This window comes from Novosphingobium sp. JCM 18896, assembly GCF_025938095.1.
Lineage (GTDB): Bacteria > Pseudomonadota > Alphaproteobacteria > Sphingomonadales > Sphingomonadaceae > Novosphingobium.
This window is the reverse complement of the sequence record NZ_JAPCZF010000011.1, coordinates 59,860-75,801: the sequence shown is the minus strand read 5'-3', so window position 1 is coordinate 75,801 and position 15,942 is coordinate 59,860. Positions and strand designations below refer to the sequence as shown.

The 15,942-nt window shown below is 61.4% G+C and carries 8 protein-coding genes; 3 read left to right on the top strand and 5 right to left on the bottom strand.

From position 1 onward, the window contains the following. Positions 1-10: 10 nt before the first annotated feature. On the bottom strand, positions 11-1,675 hold the full coding sequence (locus OLX23_RS24230) for a FecR family protein (protein WP_264447914.1): 1,665 nt from the start codon (positions 1,673-1,675) through the stop codon (positions 11-13). Positions 1,676-1,830: 155 nt separating this feature from the next. Between OLX23_RS24230 and OLX23_RS24225 the strand changes: the two genes are divergently transcribed. Then, positions 1,831-3,516 carry a ShlB/FhaC/HecB family hemolysin secretion/activation protein gene (locus tag OLX23_RS24225; protein WP_264447913.1) on the top strand — a complete coding sequence of 562 codons (1,686 nt, stop codon included), beginning with the start codon at positions 1,831-1,833 and terminating at the stop codon, positions 3,514-3,516. 112 nt (positions 3,517-3,628) lie between these two features. On the opposite strand, the gene OLX23_RS24220 is transcribed toward OLX23_RS24225, so the two are convergent. Then, positions 3,629-6,442 carry a PAS domain S-box protein gene (locus OLX23_RS24220; protein WP_264447912.1) on the bottom strand — a complete coding sequence of 938 codons (2,814 nt, stop codon included), beginning with the start codon at positions 6,440-6,442 and terminating at the stop codon, positions 3,629-3,631. A 732-nt stretch (positions 6,443-7,174) separates the two neighbouring features. Between OLX23_RS24220 and OLX23_RS24215 the strand changes: the two genes are divergently transcribed. After that, on the top strand, positions 7,175-8,041 hold the full coding sequence (locus tag OLX23_RS24215; RefSeq protein ID WP_264447911.1) for a mechanosensitive ion channel family protein: 867 nt from the start codon (positions 7,175-7,177) through the stop codon (positions 8,039-8,041). Between the two features lie 539 nt (positions 8,042-8,580). Here OLX23_RS24215 and OLX23_RS24210 read toward each other — a convergent pair. From OLX23_RS24210 to OLX23_RS24200, 3 genes are all read right to left on the bottom strand, one after another. Next, complete coding sequence (locus tag OLX23_RS24210; RefSeq protein WP_264447910.1) at positions 8,581-10,098, bottom strand: MFS transporter; 1,518 nt, start codon at positions 10,096-10,098, stop codon at positions 8,581-8,583. An 87-nt stretch (positions 10,099-10,185) separates the two neighbouring features. After that, positions 10,186-10,923, bottom strand: coding sequence for an SDR family oxidoreductase (locus OLX23_RS24205; RefSeq protein WP_264447909.1), 738 nt, complete (start codon positions 10,921-10,923; stop codon positions 10,186-10,188). A gap of 5 nt (positions 10,924-10,928) precedes the next feature. Continuing rightward, positions 10,929-13,151 carry a hypothetical protein gene (locus OLX23_RS24200; RefSeq protein ID WP_264447908.1) on the bottom strand — a complete coding sequence of 741 codons (2,223 nt, stop codon included), beginning with the start codon at positions 13,149-13,151 and terminating at the stop codon, positions 10,929-10,931. A gap of 426 nt (positions 13,152-13,577) precedes the next feature. On the opposite strand from OLX23_RS24200, the gene OLX23_RS24195 reads away from it, so the two are divergent. Then, positions 13,578-14,633, top strand: coding sequence for an ATP-dependent DNA ligase (locus tag OLX23_RS24195; protein WP_264447907.1), 1,056 nt, complete (start codon positions 13,578-13,580; stop codon positions 14,631-14,633). Positions 14,634-15,942: the final 1,309 nt, after the last annotated feature.

Genomic DNA, 15,942 nt, shown 5'->3' with positions numbered 1-15,942 from the left:
ATGCCTGCACTTACTTGCCATTGCCGTTACCTTGGCCGTTTCCCTTGCCAGAGCTGCCGAGCCCCAGGCCAAGTCCCAGCCCATTCCCGCCAACGCTTACGCCCACGCCAAGGGTCAGATCGGTGCTCCCGCTCGAGCTGCCATTTCCGTTGTTCTGGCCATTGGCGTTGCCATTGCCATTGTTGCCGCTGTTGCCGTTGCCCGAGTTCGTATTGCCGTTGCCCGAATTGCCGAGCCCCACCTCGACACCGGTGTTCCCCACGCCAATCCCCAGTCCCAGACCGTTGTTGCCGGAATTGCCGCCATTGCCGTTATCCTGGCCGTTGGCATTGCCGTTGCCATTATTACCGCTGACACCGTCGCCCGACTTCGTGTTGCCGTTGCCGGAATTGCCAAGCCCGACCTCCACACCGGCGTTCCCTACGCCGAGCCCCAGTCCGAGGCCGTTGTTACCGGAATTGCCACCATTGCCATTGTTCTGGCCATTGCCATTGTTCTGGCCGTTGGCGTTGCCGTTCCCGTTGTTGCCGCTGCCGCCATTGCCCGAGTTCGTGTTGCCGTTGCCGGAATTGCCAAGCCCGACCTCGACACCGGCGTTCCCCACGCCGAGCCCCAGTCCGAGACCGTTGTTACCGGAATTGCCACCATTGCCATTGTTCTGGCCATTGCCATTGTTCTGGCCGTTGGCGTTGTCGTTATTGCCGCCGTTGCCAATGCCCTGTCCGGGCGTCGCGCCGACGGAAGCTCCAGGAGCACCCTGGCCGGCATCGGCGATCGCGAGCTGCGGATTTCCAACCGAAGGGCTATCCAGAGCGCGATCCTCTCCCCGCCCGAGATCCCGAACCGCGACGGCATCGACGCTCGCGAGCTGAACGACGGCATTGCCGCCGACGAGGCCGCCGGTCGCCTGACCGAGATCCACTGGCTTGGCGACTATCGGGCTCGAAATCACCTGGCTGTCGTAGACCTCGCCGCTCCCGATCTCCCGCAGACCGCCGTCCGTCAAACCGGTATCGGCCGCATTGGCCTGGGGCTCTGCCGCTTGCGCGGCTGCTGGCGCGGCGTCGACCGCAGGCGGCATGTCGCGCTGCGGCGAATCGATCTGACGCGTTTCCTGCCCCTGCACGGTCAGACGGAACAGATCCGAGCTGCCGACGCTGGCCACCATGCCTGGGCGGATAATTTCGCTGGCGCCGCCGTCGAGCGTCGATGTCTCGACCGCGCCTTCGACGACCTGCAGCGAAGTCCCCTCGCCCGTAACGGTGATCGAGAAGGTCGTGCCTTTGACCACGGCCGCGAGATAGGGGGTCTGCACGCCGAAATGCGGTGCGCCCTGTTTCTCGATCTGGAAGATCGCGTTGCCCCATTCCTGAATGACCTGGAACAAGCCGCGGCGCTCGGCGATGGCCGGAACGCGCACGCGGCTACCCGGCGAGACCGTGACGAAATCGCGACCGTGAACGATCACCGCTCGCCCCCCCGGAGCGGTCGAAACCGTCGCGCCCGGCGCGATCCGCGAACCCCGAACTGCCGGCTGAGTTCGACCCTGCTGTGTAATCGTGACCGAACCGCTGGCTTCACTGACAAGCCAATCGGGCGAGGCGGCATCGGCCCATGCTGTTTGCGCGAAGCAAAGCGCCAAAAGAATGGCAAACGATTTCAACAATGCGCGCATTACGGACCCTCATCTAGAGACTAACCGTATCCCAACGGTCTCTTCCCATTGCGCCGATTGCTAGGCCTGCCACCATTGCATCGTCGTTTGCGCATATGGTTAATTTGGAGAAATTTTGACGAATTCGTAACAGCTTACCCACTAGGTCCATGGCGATGAAACGCCCCGAGAGCCTGCGCCGGATTGCTACACAGACCGCCTTGCTGGGTGTACTCTTGCTATGCACCGTGCCAGCTGAGGCTCAGGCCCAGGGCAATGACGCCGCGGGCCGCGCGGACTCGACTCTGATCGCCACCGACCGCCAGCGCATCAGCGAGATCGAGCCCGCGCCGCAGGCCTCTGTCGCCATCGAGGCGCCCGAGGCACAGATGGCCGCGACTGGACACACCGCGATCTTGGTCGGCGCGATTTCGCTGTCGGGCCTCCAATCTCTCTCTCCCGCCGACTTCTCCGACATCGTCGCGGCGCGGATCGGTCGGACCTTATCGCCCGCCGAACTGAAGGAGCTGACCGAGGCCATCGCCGCACGTCTGCGCGCTAAAGGTTTCGCCTTCGCTTCAGCCTGGATTGAGCCGCAACGGCTGACCACGGGTATCCTCGTCGTCAAAGTCGATGAGGGTCGCATTGACGAGGTACGCTTCACCCGGACTGCTCCGGCCGCCGTGCGCCGTGCGCTGGCGGCGCTGATCGACGGCAAGCCAGCACGGCTGGCTGAGGTAGAACGCCGCCTGCTCATCGCCAGCGACATCGACGGCGTACGCATAGGTGGCAGCCGCTACCTGCGCGAAGGCGGCAAGGGCGTATTGCTGGTCGACGCCAGGCATGACCGCTTCCAGGCCCGTCTCGCGTTCTCGAACCAAGGCACCCGGCCGATCGGGCGTGAACAGGTGCGGATCGAGGCCGACTTCAACGGCCTTTTCGCGTCCGACGATTCGCTGACGCTATCCTATTCGACCGCGCCCGCGCAGCCTCGCGAACTCCAGTTCGGCTACGCGCGCTATGCCAAACGGATCAGCGCCGCAGGCACCGAACTGGCCGTGTCCGGCGCGATCTCGACTACCCGTCCCGCCGCCTATCTCGCCCCCTTCGATCTGCGCAACCGTTCGTGGTACGTGGCCGGCAGCCTGCTGCAGCCGCTGCTCCGCCGGCGCCGCGCGAGCTTCTGGCTCGAGGGCGAGCTCGGCTTCCGCGAGCTATCGCAATGGCGTAGCGGCCTGCTGATCCGCAACGACAAGGTCGCGACCGCGCGGATGACCATCTACGGCAATAGCGCGCTGGCAGGAGGTCGTCTGCGCGTCAGCACGACCCTCACCCAAGGCATGGGCTTGCTCGGCGCCACTCGGCCCGGCGATCCCCTCGCCTCTCGCCGCGATGCTGACGGCACCTTCACCACCTTGTCTGCCTGGAGCGACTGGACCACCGATCTGGGTGGGAAGTTCAGCCTGAGGCTGGCAGCTGCCGGCCAGGTCGCGTCGCAGCCCCTGCTGATCAGCGAGGAAACGAGCCTTGGCGGCACAGCCTTCCTGCGCGGTTACGACTGGGGCGAGCGCACGGGGGATGAAGGCGTGATGGGGCTCGCCGAACTGCGCTATTTGATCGACCATCCTCTGGGTCTGGCAAAGCGCGCGCAGATTTATGCCTTCATCGACGGCGGCAGCCTCTCCAATCAGCAACGAGGCGCGGGTGCAGGCTCATTGGCTTCAGCCGGCGGCGGCTTCCGGATGGATGTGACCCGTAACTTCGGCGCTACTTTCGAACTCGCCGTGCCGCTCACTGGCCCTCGCTACGACACTGGAGATGATCGCCCGAAGCTGAACTTCGGACTGGTTAGAAGCTTTTGACCGAGCGCATTGGACTTGGCGGTGCAGATGAACAACGACCACTTTGGAAAAAAGTGATCGAAGCGGTGGGCGTCCGGTCTGTCGGCGAAGGGGCCACAATTCGCTCTCATGCCTAGCCATGACGTGTCACATTGCTCCCAACGGCTTCAATCACTGCATCGGCCAACTGTGACTGATTGAACGGCTTTCCGAGCCTTACAACCTCCCGACCTGGAACCTCGACGCCTTCGCCATATCCGCTAGCGATGATGGCGGGGGTGCCAGGCCGAATGGCGTCGATTGCCTCGATGAGTTCCACACCGGTCATCATGGGCATAGCCTGGTCGGTAATCAGCATATCGATGTCGTGCTGGCCCGCGAAAACCTCCAAAGCCTGCCGTCCCGAACTGGCCTCGATAACGTCGTGCCCCAAGTCCTCCAGCAAGGCGACCGTATTCATCAGGACAAGCGCGTCATCGTCCACCGCGAGAATTGTCAAGCTCCGGGTGCCCCGCCTGTCTGTCTGAACGGGGCTGTCATCAGCCGGCTCAGCCTCCGCGTTCGCGACAGGCAACCAGATCACTGCGCTCGTGCCTCTACCTACCTCACTGAGGAGCTGGAACGTACCACCGATCTGCCGGGCCATTCCGTGTACCATCGGCAGCCCGAGTCCGGTGCCTTTGCCGACGCCCTTCGTTGTGAAGAATGGCTCTGTCGCGCGCTGTAGCGTATCGGCGTCCATGCCGATCCCGTTGTCTTTGACGCCCATCCGCACGTAGCTGCCCGCAGACAGATCATCGATCATACCGTCCGCAACATCTTCGCAGGCCGCCGAAATCAGAATAGCGCCGCCGCCCGGGCTGGCGTCACGGGCATTCACGATCAGGTTGAGTAGCGCCATCTCGAGCTGGTTAGCATCCGCGCACACTTGCGGGAGCTTGAGCGGGAAACTCGTAGAAATCGGCCATTCGGGCCCTATCGAGCGCTGAACGAGATCGTTCATGCCCGACAGCAACTGCGAGAGATCGATCCGGTCGACCTGCAAATCCTGCCTGCGCGCGAAAGCCAGCATGCGCTGCGTCAAGGTCGCCCCGCGCTTCGCGCCCTCCACAGCGTTGTCGAACAGGCGTTTCGTAAGTGGGTCCGCCGGGAGCCGCTTGCCGAGGAGCTCGAGGCTGCTCATCACCGCCATCAGCAGGTTATTGAAATCGTGCGCGACACCCCCTGTCAGTTGTCCGATCGCATCCATCTTTTGCGATTGAAACAGTGTCTCGCGGGCAACCTCAAGTTCGCGCTGCGTCCGCTCGCGCTCCGTCACGTCGCGGGTAATCTTGGCGAAGCCGATCGCGCGCCCTCTGTCGTCGCGCACGGCATCGATTACGACGCTTGCGCGGAAGCGCTCGCCATCCTTGCGAACCCGCCAGCCTTCGGCGAGGAACCTGCCCTCGTTACGGGCTGTTTCCAAAGCACGTTGAGGCTCGCCGATCGCCCGATCTACTTCGGTGTAGAACCGCGAGAAATGTTCGCCGATGATCTCGTCAGGCTCGTACCCTTTGATCCGCCGTGCGCCCTCGTTCCAGCTCGAGACGTAGCCATCGAGATCGATCATATAGATTGCATAGTCGGTGACCGACTGGACGAGGTGACGGAATTGCTCTTCGCTTTCGCTCAGGGCCTCTTCGACCTGCCGGCTTTCCGTAACGTCACGGCCGTAGGCATAGACGAAGCCATTTTCGGACGTCGTGTGCCACTGGAAGCTCCGATAAAATCCCTCGTCGGTGCGAAAGCGGTTCTCGTAGTTCGACAATTCTTCAGAACCCAAAGCACGTTCCAGCGCCACTTTGCTGTGGGCGATGTCGGCAGGGTGCATGAAATCGCTGAATGGCTTGCCCACGACCTCTTCGATAGGGTGCCCCAGGATTCGCGTCCAAGCCGGGCTGACCGAGCGAAATATACCCTTCTCATCGACCACAACGATGAGGTCGCGAGAAATGGTCCATATGCGGTCCGCCCTGCGTCGTTCGCCATCGATCGCCATCACTTTGGCGAGCGCACTGCCGATCTGGGCTGCAGCGAGCTGAGCAATGTCCAAGACGTTGTCGCCATGAGCGCGATATGGATTGAGCCCAAGGACGATGGTCCCGAGAGCCGCCTCGCCGCCGTGTCCCGGAATCGCCAAGACCAGCGCATCGCGGGGCTCCCGCTTCCAGTCGCCGGAGGGCCACCCTAAACTGGGAAGCGAAATGATCGTGGCGCCATCGTTCACGCCGCTTGCCAGCTCCGCGGCAATCTTCTCGAAGACCTCGTCATCGCCATCTGGCTCAACCAGATCATCGATCGCGACGGCAATGAAGGGAAAATCTCGGCGATTTGTCTCGAACGCCGAGTGAACTGCGGCGCGAACCGACGATTTCGTCGTAGCCCCTGAAAGCTCCGTGCCGAGCCGGCTCAGCGTCTCCAGCCGGCGCACGCTAATGATGCGGGCCGTGTCCTCGCTCACGACGCAGAGCAGCCCGCCCACGCCACCGTCGGCCTCGTAGAGTGGGCTGTAGGAGAAGCTGTGGTAGGTCTCCTCGGTGTATCCGCTGCGCTCGAGCAGAAGCAACAGAGACCTGTTCCAGGTCGCCTGGCCTGCTTGCACTCGCTCGACCTGGTCGGCTACCTCATCATAGACCTCCGACCACACCTCCCGAAACGGCCGGCCGAGCATACTCGGGTGCTTGATCCCGAGCGTCGGAATGTAGGCGTCGTTGTAGAAAAAGCAGAGGTCTGGACCCCAGCCCAGCCACATTTCGAAGCGCGAGGTGAGTAGCATGCGCAGCGGTATCTTGAGCGCGTCTGGCCAGCCGCGCGGATCTCCTAGCGCGGTCTCGGCCCAGGCGTGGTTTCGCATGACCCCCGCCATCTCGCTGTTGCCGACGAATATTTCGGACAGGTCGTCATTCATCTGGCCGTGCGCCCCTTCCCCTTTACTGTCTTGCCTAAACGCCGAACGACTCGATTGGATGCGAAAGGGGCCAGGCTGTTCCTCTGAGCATCGCGTCATGTAATCTCGCGCGGACTGATGGGATAAGCCTTTTGCGGTCTGATCTCGGATTGCGGATCGGCGGTCTTCTCCACGAGCAAGACCAAAGCCCTCGGAGGGACATTCCCCCTGCCATATCCGGACCGTCAGGGACTCTCTTAGGTCGCAGCGCCGTTGCCCTTGAAACAATCCCCATTCGGGAGCGATGTATCACTTGCCAGTCTGGAAGGTCGACCACTCAACGAGCGAACCATTGACCTTCCTTTGCACCGGAAACGGAAACCTGAGATCGTGTGATCAACGAGTTGTCGTGGCCCTTGGAAAGCGGAGCACGTGGCGGCGAGCCAGACCAGCTGTGCAAATCAGTCATGGTGCAGGCGAAGCGTGAGTGCCAACGACAAGCTCTGCAGGGTCGCGTCCTTGCTGGTCAGCACGCTAAAGAATTGCACCACTTTGAGCACCGATTTCGAAAACTCGCCAACATAGGTTTGTCTGCCGCGCGTGGACTGGAACACTTCTGGTGAGTGAATGTTGTGAACCAGCGCGGCTGCGCTGCCCTCTTACGCTCGAGCTACAGTGCCCCAACCTTCAAACATAGCAAGCGACGCGACAGTCCCGCACCAAGCGCCGTTTTCCGACCAAATGGATCACGTTATGGCGGAAGCGTCGATCTGGTTGAGCTCGCATTGGCTGGAGATAGCCATCGCCATCGCCGCGGGGTCCGTCATCTTCGTGGCGCTCAATTTCCTTCGGCGCTGGGGAATGCGGCTTTGCAGGCAAGGAGCGGGAGTAAGGACGTGGTACAGCATGGGCGGCCGTGCCTTGGCTCGTACCAGCCAATTTTTCATCGTTGCTTGCGTGGCCCGTCTCGTCGCAGGTTATGCTGGCGCACCGCCGTTGATCTTTATCACGATCACTTATCTGTTCACTATCGCAGCTGTATTTCAGGCAGCGATCTGGGCCCGCGAACTGATTTTCGGCGCCGTGGAACATCGGACGCGCGACGAGAGCTTCCACGGTCAGGGGCTGGCCAGCGCGCTTGGGATCATCAGGCTGCTCGTGACCATAGCCTTGTTCGCCATCGCGACAATCGTGGTTCTCAGCAATCTTGGCGTGAATGTCACGGGCCTGCTTGCAGGGTTGGGGGTCGGCGGCATCGCCATCGGTCTGGCCGCACAAGGTGTCTTCGGCGACTTGTTTGCGGCGTTGGCTATCATCTTCGACAAGCCTTTCCGTCTTGGCGACTTCATCTCGTACGACAAAGGTTCTGGCTCCGGCACGGTTGAGGCAATCGGCCTCAAGTCGACCCGCCTTCGAGGCGCGAATGGCGAGCAGCGAATTATTGCGAACCGCAAATTGCTCGATTTCGAAATTCTCAATACGACGCGTCGCGCCCGCAATCGGTTCAAGTTCGAGTTTCGCCTGGGCTACTCCACGCCTTCGGAACAGGTGAGACACTTCCAGCTTTGCTGCGCGAGGCTGTTGAAAGCGAAGGCTACGCTTTCGTCCACGGCGGAGTAACCGGTTTCGCGGAAAATGGGCTTAGCTACGATCTCGAATTTGAATCGGTCGACGCAGATTTTGCAGCCGAAGCTCGCGACAACGTAGCAGCGGCTGTCCTGACGAGATTACGGGAAAATCATGTGAGCTTCGCTTATCCGACAATGGTCAATCTGGTTGCCGAGACGACCAAGCCCGCGGTGCCGACAAAGTCCGTGGATCAAGGATCGGAACTGTGACGTGAAGCTGTCGTCATGTGCAACTGAATGTCGAGTACCGCCAGTTTGAACTCCACTTTCGCGGCGCGAATTGCAGGAGCGCGTCCATGAACTGCAGACCGAGGTTCCAGCCACCGAAGGGAGATCCTTGCAGCACTGTACCCGATGAGACGAAGGGGGAAAACAAATTGAGGTGCGGTCGAAGCAGCCGCAGACCATCCCGCCCCCCCAAAAAAGGTTGCGGGAAAAACCGAAGTAGGGCTGGCCATCCGGGAGGAGGCTGGCGGTAGATCGGCGGGCCGTTGCTGAGGTCTCTTCGGACGCCTCCGATAATGTGCCCTGCTACGAGGGGCCGCGCACGGCTTTGCGGGCCTGCATTCTCACCACACGAAGCCGGACACGTGCGTCGCGTAGCAACGACGCCGGAACAGCCGTCGCGCCGCGCAGTCCCGCTACGCTCGATATGTTGCGAATATTGCGCCGCGTCTCGTTCAAGACCTCGCCGACCATTTCGCGGGCATTGATCTCGCCCGCCTCCGACACCAGCGAAAGGCGATGAATGGCGTAAAGTCCGAGCAGCCCCGCAAGGAGAAAATAGAAATCCCAACTTGTAAGGACGAGCGGCAGATCCAGCGCGTCGTGCGGCCCTGACCAACGCGCAATGAGCTCGAGCTTTCTGCGGGCAAAGTAATCAGCGAGAAAGCCGCCCAGGATCGGCGCAAGGCCTGCCGCAGTGGCGGTGACCATGGCACTGGAAGCGACGTAAGCGGTAGCGCTACCTCGTGGCGACAATTTGAGGGCGATGTTCGTCGAGGCAAGAGTGACTCCCGCCACAGAAGCCCCCATGAAAAGATGCAGCACGAGCAACCAGATCTTTATCATGTCTCGGTCGCCGAGCTGCGAGGCGCCGATCATCGCGACGATAGAGACGATGTAGACAGGCGCGCAAATCGCCAAAACAGACTTGTTCGCGAACCGATCACTAAGCACGCCCCAGGACTTGAGGGCCAAGAGGTTGGCGACCTGACTAGCGACGCTGAGCAGAAGTACGAAGCTGACGTCGAACCTCAATTGTCGAACGATGAAAACCGTGAAAAAGGGTGTCGCGAGGTTGACCGCGAATTGCCAGCTGCCGACGAAGACAAGCAGACGGCTGAAATTCGCGTCGCGCAAAGGCTGCGCGAGAAGCTCGAGCAGCCTGATGGGACCCGAGGGCGGCGGCATGACGGGTTCGGGCATGGCTGCCACGATCCGCGCGCTGATGAGGCCGGTGATGCAGCCCAAGGCGAACATGCCGGCAAACACGAGGTCACGGGCGGTCGATCCCTCTGCCGTCTGATCTAGCGCGATGGCCGCCCCAAGGCCGAGGGTCAGATTGATCGCAGTGAGCCAGATCGTTCTTCGCGCGAAGACATGGCCTAGCCGACTTTCGGGCGCCAGATCACGGAGCCACGCATTCCATGCGCAGGTGCCGACGGCACCAAGACCACAGAGCACGAACTGCGCGCCGAGAAAAACCATGAGCGGCGTCCAGCCGTTGAAAAGCGCGGTCCCCGCCATCACTGCCAGCATCAAACGCCCCAGGATACTGGTCACAACGGCGATACGCTTACGCTGACGCAGGCGCTCGACGAGTATGATCCCTGGGAGCTGGAGAAGCTGCGCGAGGAAAGGGGCACTTGCCAGCACGCCGACCATGAAGTTTGACGCGCCCAGGTGGAGCGCGAAAGCCGTGAGAATGACCCCCGTCGTGAGCGCGGCAGCGCCGCCGGAGAACGCCGCCTCGACAACCAGAAGGTGAAGACCGCGGGCGCCTTCGTCGTCGCTGATGTGTTCCTGCGGCAACAGGGAGGGAATCATGTTGCTGCTCCGTCAGCGAGACCTGATTGCAGTTGCCGCAAGCAGGTTCGGACTTCGGACGAGTCACGCGAGCTACACTGCACCCCATCAACTCGACTTCTGGATGCGGGGCTCGATGCGCAGGTTGACGACGTCGGCCTCGGCCGGACGCGTGAGGACGAATAAAATGGCTTGTGCTACTTGTTCCGCCTCGAGCATTCGGGCCTCCTCGACTGCCTCACGCTTTTCGTTTTCGGAGCACTCCTGCATTGGCGCCGAGACGGAACCGGGCTGAACAACGCTGACCCTGACGCCTTTCTCCGCAACTTCCTTTCTCAGCGTCTCGGCGAAGGCCTGCACTCCAGCTTTGGTCGCAGCGTAGACGCTCTCGCCAACGGCTTTGATCTCGGTCGCGATTGATCCCACGAAAAGAATGTGGCCGCCGCCGGCCGCGATCATGCGCAGGAGCGCGGGCCGAGCGCTCGCCAGGCATCCGACGAAATTGACGTCAACGAGATAGCGCCAAGCCTCGTCGCTCATCTCGTGGATCGGCTGGGCGCCCAGCGCCGCATTGGCAACCAGTATGTCGATCCCGCCGAGATCGGCATCAACAGCGGCAAAGACATCCGCGATACCATCCTGGCTCGCCGCGTCCGCGACGAGACCGCGGATGCTTCCGTCGGCGCCGTCCGCCAGCGCGAGCACTTCGTCCAATTCTTCCCTGTGCCGGCCGAAGGTGAGAACGTCAGCTCCATGAGCCAAGAGCAGCACGATCGTCGCGCGTCCGATACCCGTGGTGCCACCCGTTACGAGCACGCGTTTTCCGCGAAGATCGACCAAGCCCATCGCGCTCAATCCCAGGTCAAAATGAAGCGGCCATTGGCTGGTACGCGAAAATCGACCCGATCGTCCGAAGCATGATGCGCGCGCACTCCGTCCCCGCCAGCAGTCGAAATCGAAGACTTGGTGAGCTTTCTACGCTTAGCACGCACGAGACTGACGCGGGCGAAACACGTTTCGCCGCCGTCGAGTGTGACGGACAATGACCGATCACCCGTTCGCTCCATGGAACGAACGAAGTGGTCGCAGAAGAGAAGAAAGGGCGCGCCCTCGACCGAGTGGAATGCTCGCGTCGCGAAGATCAGAGCAGCACCGGCCCCATAGATTTCCTGACCGACCTGGCCCGCCGGCTGGCCATCCGCATAGAGGTCCTCGAGCGGGAACGAGAGCGTGGGGTCGATGTGGCCATTGCTCTCGCGCTGCTTCTGAGCCAGCGCTTCTGCCGGCAAGGCATCGGGATAGTAATACCAGGCGCGGTCAAGCGCATACTTGCAGTACTCGGCGATCAGCATCCGCGCCGCCGGTTCGAGGTCGGGGCCACTGTCATCGAGATAGCGTTCGAAGGCCGTGAAGGAATCGAAGCACTCGTAGATTGCCATATAAGGCGCGTCCTGCAGGCAGGTGACACCGAGAAAATTGCTGTAGTGTCGGGCAAGGCCGATCTCGCTCTCCCAAATTTCACAATTGTGGAAGAAGCTGCCGAGATAAACGTAGCTCTGCTCGAGGTAGACTTTCTCGTTGGTGATCCGCCACAGCCGCATGCAGGCGGCGGCGCCCCAGGCGGTGAGGTTCGCTTGATAGTTGATGTTGAACCGAAGGCCCATCGCCGCGTCGATCGCTGCGCGTGCCTCGTCGAGAAACCGCTTGTCGTCGGTGAGTTCGAACGCCTGGAGCATGACCCAGGCATAGATGCCGCCGACGTCCGTCTGCCCCCGGCCATCGACTTCGGCGACCTCGGTGATGATCGCGAAGTCGGTGATCTTGTATTGAACCGGCCAGCGGTAATCGAAGTGATGCGCGGCCTTGATCCCGTAGTCGATCGATTTGAGGAGCAGGTCTCGCGCAGGCTCGTCCCCGTCCAGTGCCAACAGGCCGAGGTTGAGCATGGGATGATAGAGATACCAGCTATCGACCGCGTCCGCATCCTTGTCATCGCCGACATTGGGAAGATAGCGGCGCAGGGTCCTCAGTTCGGGATCATAGAATTTATCGAGACCCGCCTTGAGTTCCGTCTCGAGCGGATGCGGCTCGCCGCGCCATTTACCCCAGGAATGAATAGCTGCGATGAGCGACATCTGGACCATGATGTCGGGATATTCGGCCGCCGTGTAGGGATGGACATAGCGGCGGCCGTAATGCCGGATGGTCGCCTCGGGCGCCTCATCAAGGTCGCGCAAGGTGCGCTCGCTGCGTTCGACCCAATTACGGTATTCCGAATGTGGGAGGTCGAGCTGCTTGTATGCGACGCCCAGCATTTGCAGGAACTGGCGTGCGGATTCCCTTTCGTGTGGGGGAGCCTCGTGTCGAAACACCAGGATCGCGTCTGAGAGCGTAACCTCGTTCGTGACCGCTGCATCTGCGAGACTTGGGCTGTCCAGATCCGGGATCGGCAGCAAGTGCCCGAGTTCGGGCCAAACACCGCCGACCGAGGATTCCGGGGTGGTCTCGGTCGCCAGATAGTAACCGTTCAACGACGTGAAATTCTGGAAGTAGAGCACGTTCCCGAAAGCGGGCTCTTCGACGCGGAAATAAACAAGACCGCTATTGAGCCCGCGCTGCACGGCTTCGACCGTGCCGGCTGCGCCCAGCGGATCGTCCGAAGCGTCGAGCGGATAGAGGTCGCGTGGCTGAAACGGAATGAGTGCAGACCGCGCGGGCTTGAAGGTCACCGTCGCGCGCAGGAATTCAAGCGCGTCACCCCCTGAAGACAGCTTGACCCCATGATCGCCCAAGGCGCTTTTTATAGAAATCCGCATGGACGTCGCCGAACGTGTTTCGGCTTTCACATCTGTAAAACCGCCTGGCGCGTAAACGAGGCGGTGGGCCAATCCACCCTTCTTGCCACGTCGGATCAAGGCCCAGAGCGAACCCATGCTCGCTGCCAGGTCCATTGTCAGTGCGCCGTCTGCGAACTGCGCTATCTTTTTCATGCCTTTGGCCTGCAGCGCTTCGCGCAGAGCAAGCGCATAGGGGCTTACGGGTCCGTCGGCGCCACAAGATCGCACATCACTCACAGCGGCAAGCTTCCTGCAACATTAATTGCATGCGTTCTGAAGGTCGATCGCCCTGCCGGATCCCGAGGTCCCGCCGGTAACAATGTCCTTGCGCCCGCACTGGTCGGGCTGCTGGGTATGGCAATCTGAGAAAATGCGGGCGTGGGCTTCGGCCATCTTCATCCGTTCTCTCTCTCGTCCCGACAACCTCCTCTTGCGGACTTCGTTCCGGCATCGCGCAATCTTAGAGACGAGTTGAGATCCGAGCTGGTCGAAGGCTCGCATTTCGCTAAGCCGAAGCGGTCCATGACGAGACAAGCGCCGCAGGGGCGGAACGAAAGCAATCGGCATCGATGAGGCGGCGCTCTGCGCTCGACCGATAGTCGAGGTCCCCTATGCCTCCTCTCGCCTGGTGAAACCTCCGACAGCGCCAAGGGTTGTCTGGCTATGGCACGTGGGCCCTCTCCTCCGTCTTCTAATGCGCAGCGTGCAAGTCCGCTACGGCCGATGGAAGCTCTGCTGGTCGATGAACTACCCGAGCCGCCCGGGTGGCAGTATGAACCCAAATGGGATGGATTCCGCGCCATCATCGACAAAGAAGGCGACGATATCGAGATCTGGTCCAAGTCGGGCAAACGTCTCGGCCGTTTTTTCCCGGAGATGATCGAGCAGATCCGCGAGATGTCGGAAAAACGACTGATGTTGGATGGCGAACTGGTGATCCCCATCGGGGACCGCCTCTCGTTCGCAGCGTTGCAAGCTCGCTTGCATCCGGCGGCCTCGCGAATTGCAAAGCTCTCCCGCGAGACGCCGTCGCGATTGATTCTGTTCGATGCCCTCAGCATCGGCCCCCAGGATCTGCGCCACCAGCCGCTAAGCCATCGCCGCGAAGCGCTGCGAAATCTGCGAAGCTCCATGACCGGCTCCTCGCTGATGCTTTCGCCAGCTTCGCTTTCGCTGGAGCAGGCCAAGTCCTGGCTGACCGAAACGGGGGGCGCGCTCGACGGCGTGATCGCCAAGCCAGTCGATGAGCCTTATCGAGCCGGTGAGCGGGCGATGCGCAAGGTCAAGCAGTTGCGCACGGCCGATTGTGTGGTCGGCGGCTATCGCAAATCCAACGGCGGCGGGGTCGCCTCGCTCCTGCTTGGGCTTTACAATGCGGCAGGGCAACTTGATCTGGTTGGCTTCTGCTCGGGCCTCGACGGTGGCGCGCGCAAGGACCTCCTACAAGTTCTCGAGCCTTTCCGTGGCGGTCCTGGATTTACCGGGAAGGCACCGGGGGGACCTAGCCGTTGGGCCCCGGACAAGAGCGGGGACTACATTCCCCTCACCCACGACCTGGTCGCAGAGGTGATATACGATCAGGTCACCGCGCACCGCTTCCGCCATGGGACGCGGTTTCATCGTTGGCGCCCTGACAAGGATCCTGAGCAGTGCACGTTGGACCAACTGGTGCGCGAGATTCAGCCCAAAGAGCTCATTCAGCTGATGGGCAAGGGGTAGGACCGAGCACAGGGTGAGCCCCACGAAATACTGGCCAAATCATTCCTTGTGCCGGCGGCGCGATGGCACCACGGGCTGCGCAAATGGCTGGGGCTCGTGCCCTCGCATGACCTGCTGGGAGAATGCACGGCCTGGTGGAAGAAATGAGCCCGGCAACTCTCGCAGGGCCGCTAAGGTGCTGCCGCGACGCTGCCACCGGCTAGTTATGTGAGCTTGGGGCCATGCTCAAAATCTATCACGGTCCGGCAACCGGCAAAACGGGGCGTCAAAAGTCGATCGGCGGGCGGCCGATCAGACATGGCCACACGGTAACGAGCCAGTTGGCAACGGGATACTCAAGCCAAGCGAAAACGCGAACTCTGCTATGTGTCCGACACCGCAAATCGGGGCAGCCAGAATGGCGATTGACCGAACCCGAGAGGTTTCTTGGCTATCAGCAGGAACGAAGAGTTCGATTGCGGCATTGCCACTGGACACGGCGGCATACCCCCTGGTCGTCGCTAGTAAAATTCAGGGGTGAGCCTTTGAGCGCAGGAGCGAGGCGATGGGACAAATTTTGGACACCGCGCAAGAACGAGAGCAGCGTGATCCCGAGGCGAAAGTACCCGCGTCACCCGAAGTCAGTACGCCGAAAACTACCGAAAGCGTAAACGACACGGGCGCGGGCGAACCCGCGAACGACGCCTCCCATATCAAGGTCTCCGATAGCGTGAGCCACGAAGGCACGAGTGGTCATGGCCATGGCGAGCCGGTTCCCAAGAGCACGAACATACCCGATCCCGCGCCCGACCACTCGCGAGGAGCGGACGAGGGGAATGGTCCGGCTCCCCTCGGCAGCTAGTTTGCCGCAACCCAACTCAGCCAAAACGAACAGGATCGTATAAAATGCCCAGCGCGTCACGACATTCTGCCCCGCCCCACTCCGCCCTAACGCGGAGCACGTCTGAGGGAGTCGATGCTCAGGCGCCGGAGGATCTTAATCCAGGCGCAGGGCGTTCGGCAGATGAGCAAAGCGCGACGCAAAGGCCAGGGAGTTCGAGGAAGGATGCGACATGGGACAATGCTCATGAAGCCTCGTCATCCGAACCTGCTGACGATCAAAACGCAGCCGATCCGAATGGAAGGGAAGATCTCAAAAGAGAGATAGCCCGGCCCGGCACTCATGGCGGCGCCGGCTCACCGGGTCGAAAGCCGGGGTGATGATCTCGTGGCCAGAATTGCACCTCACCTATACCTGCAAAAGGGCGGGTCTTAAGCGGCCTCCCAGGCGAAAAGGCCAGCGCTCGCACCGTAAGATTATGACCGCAGC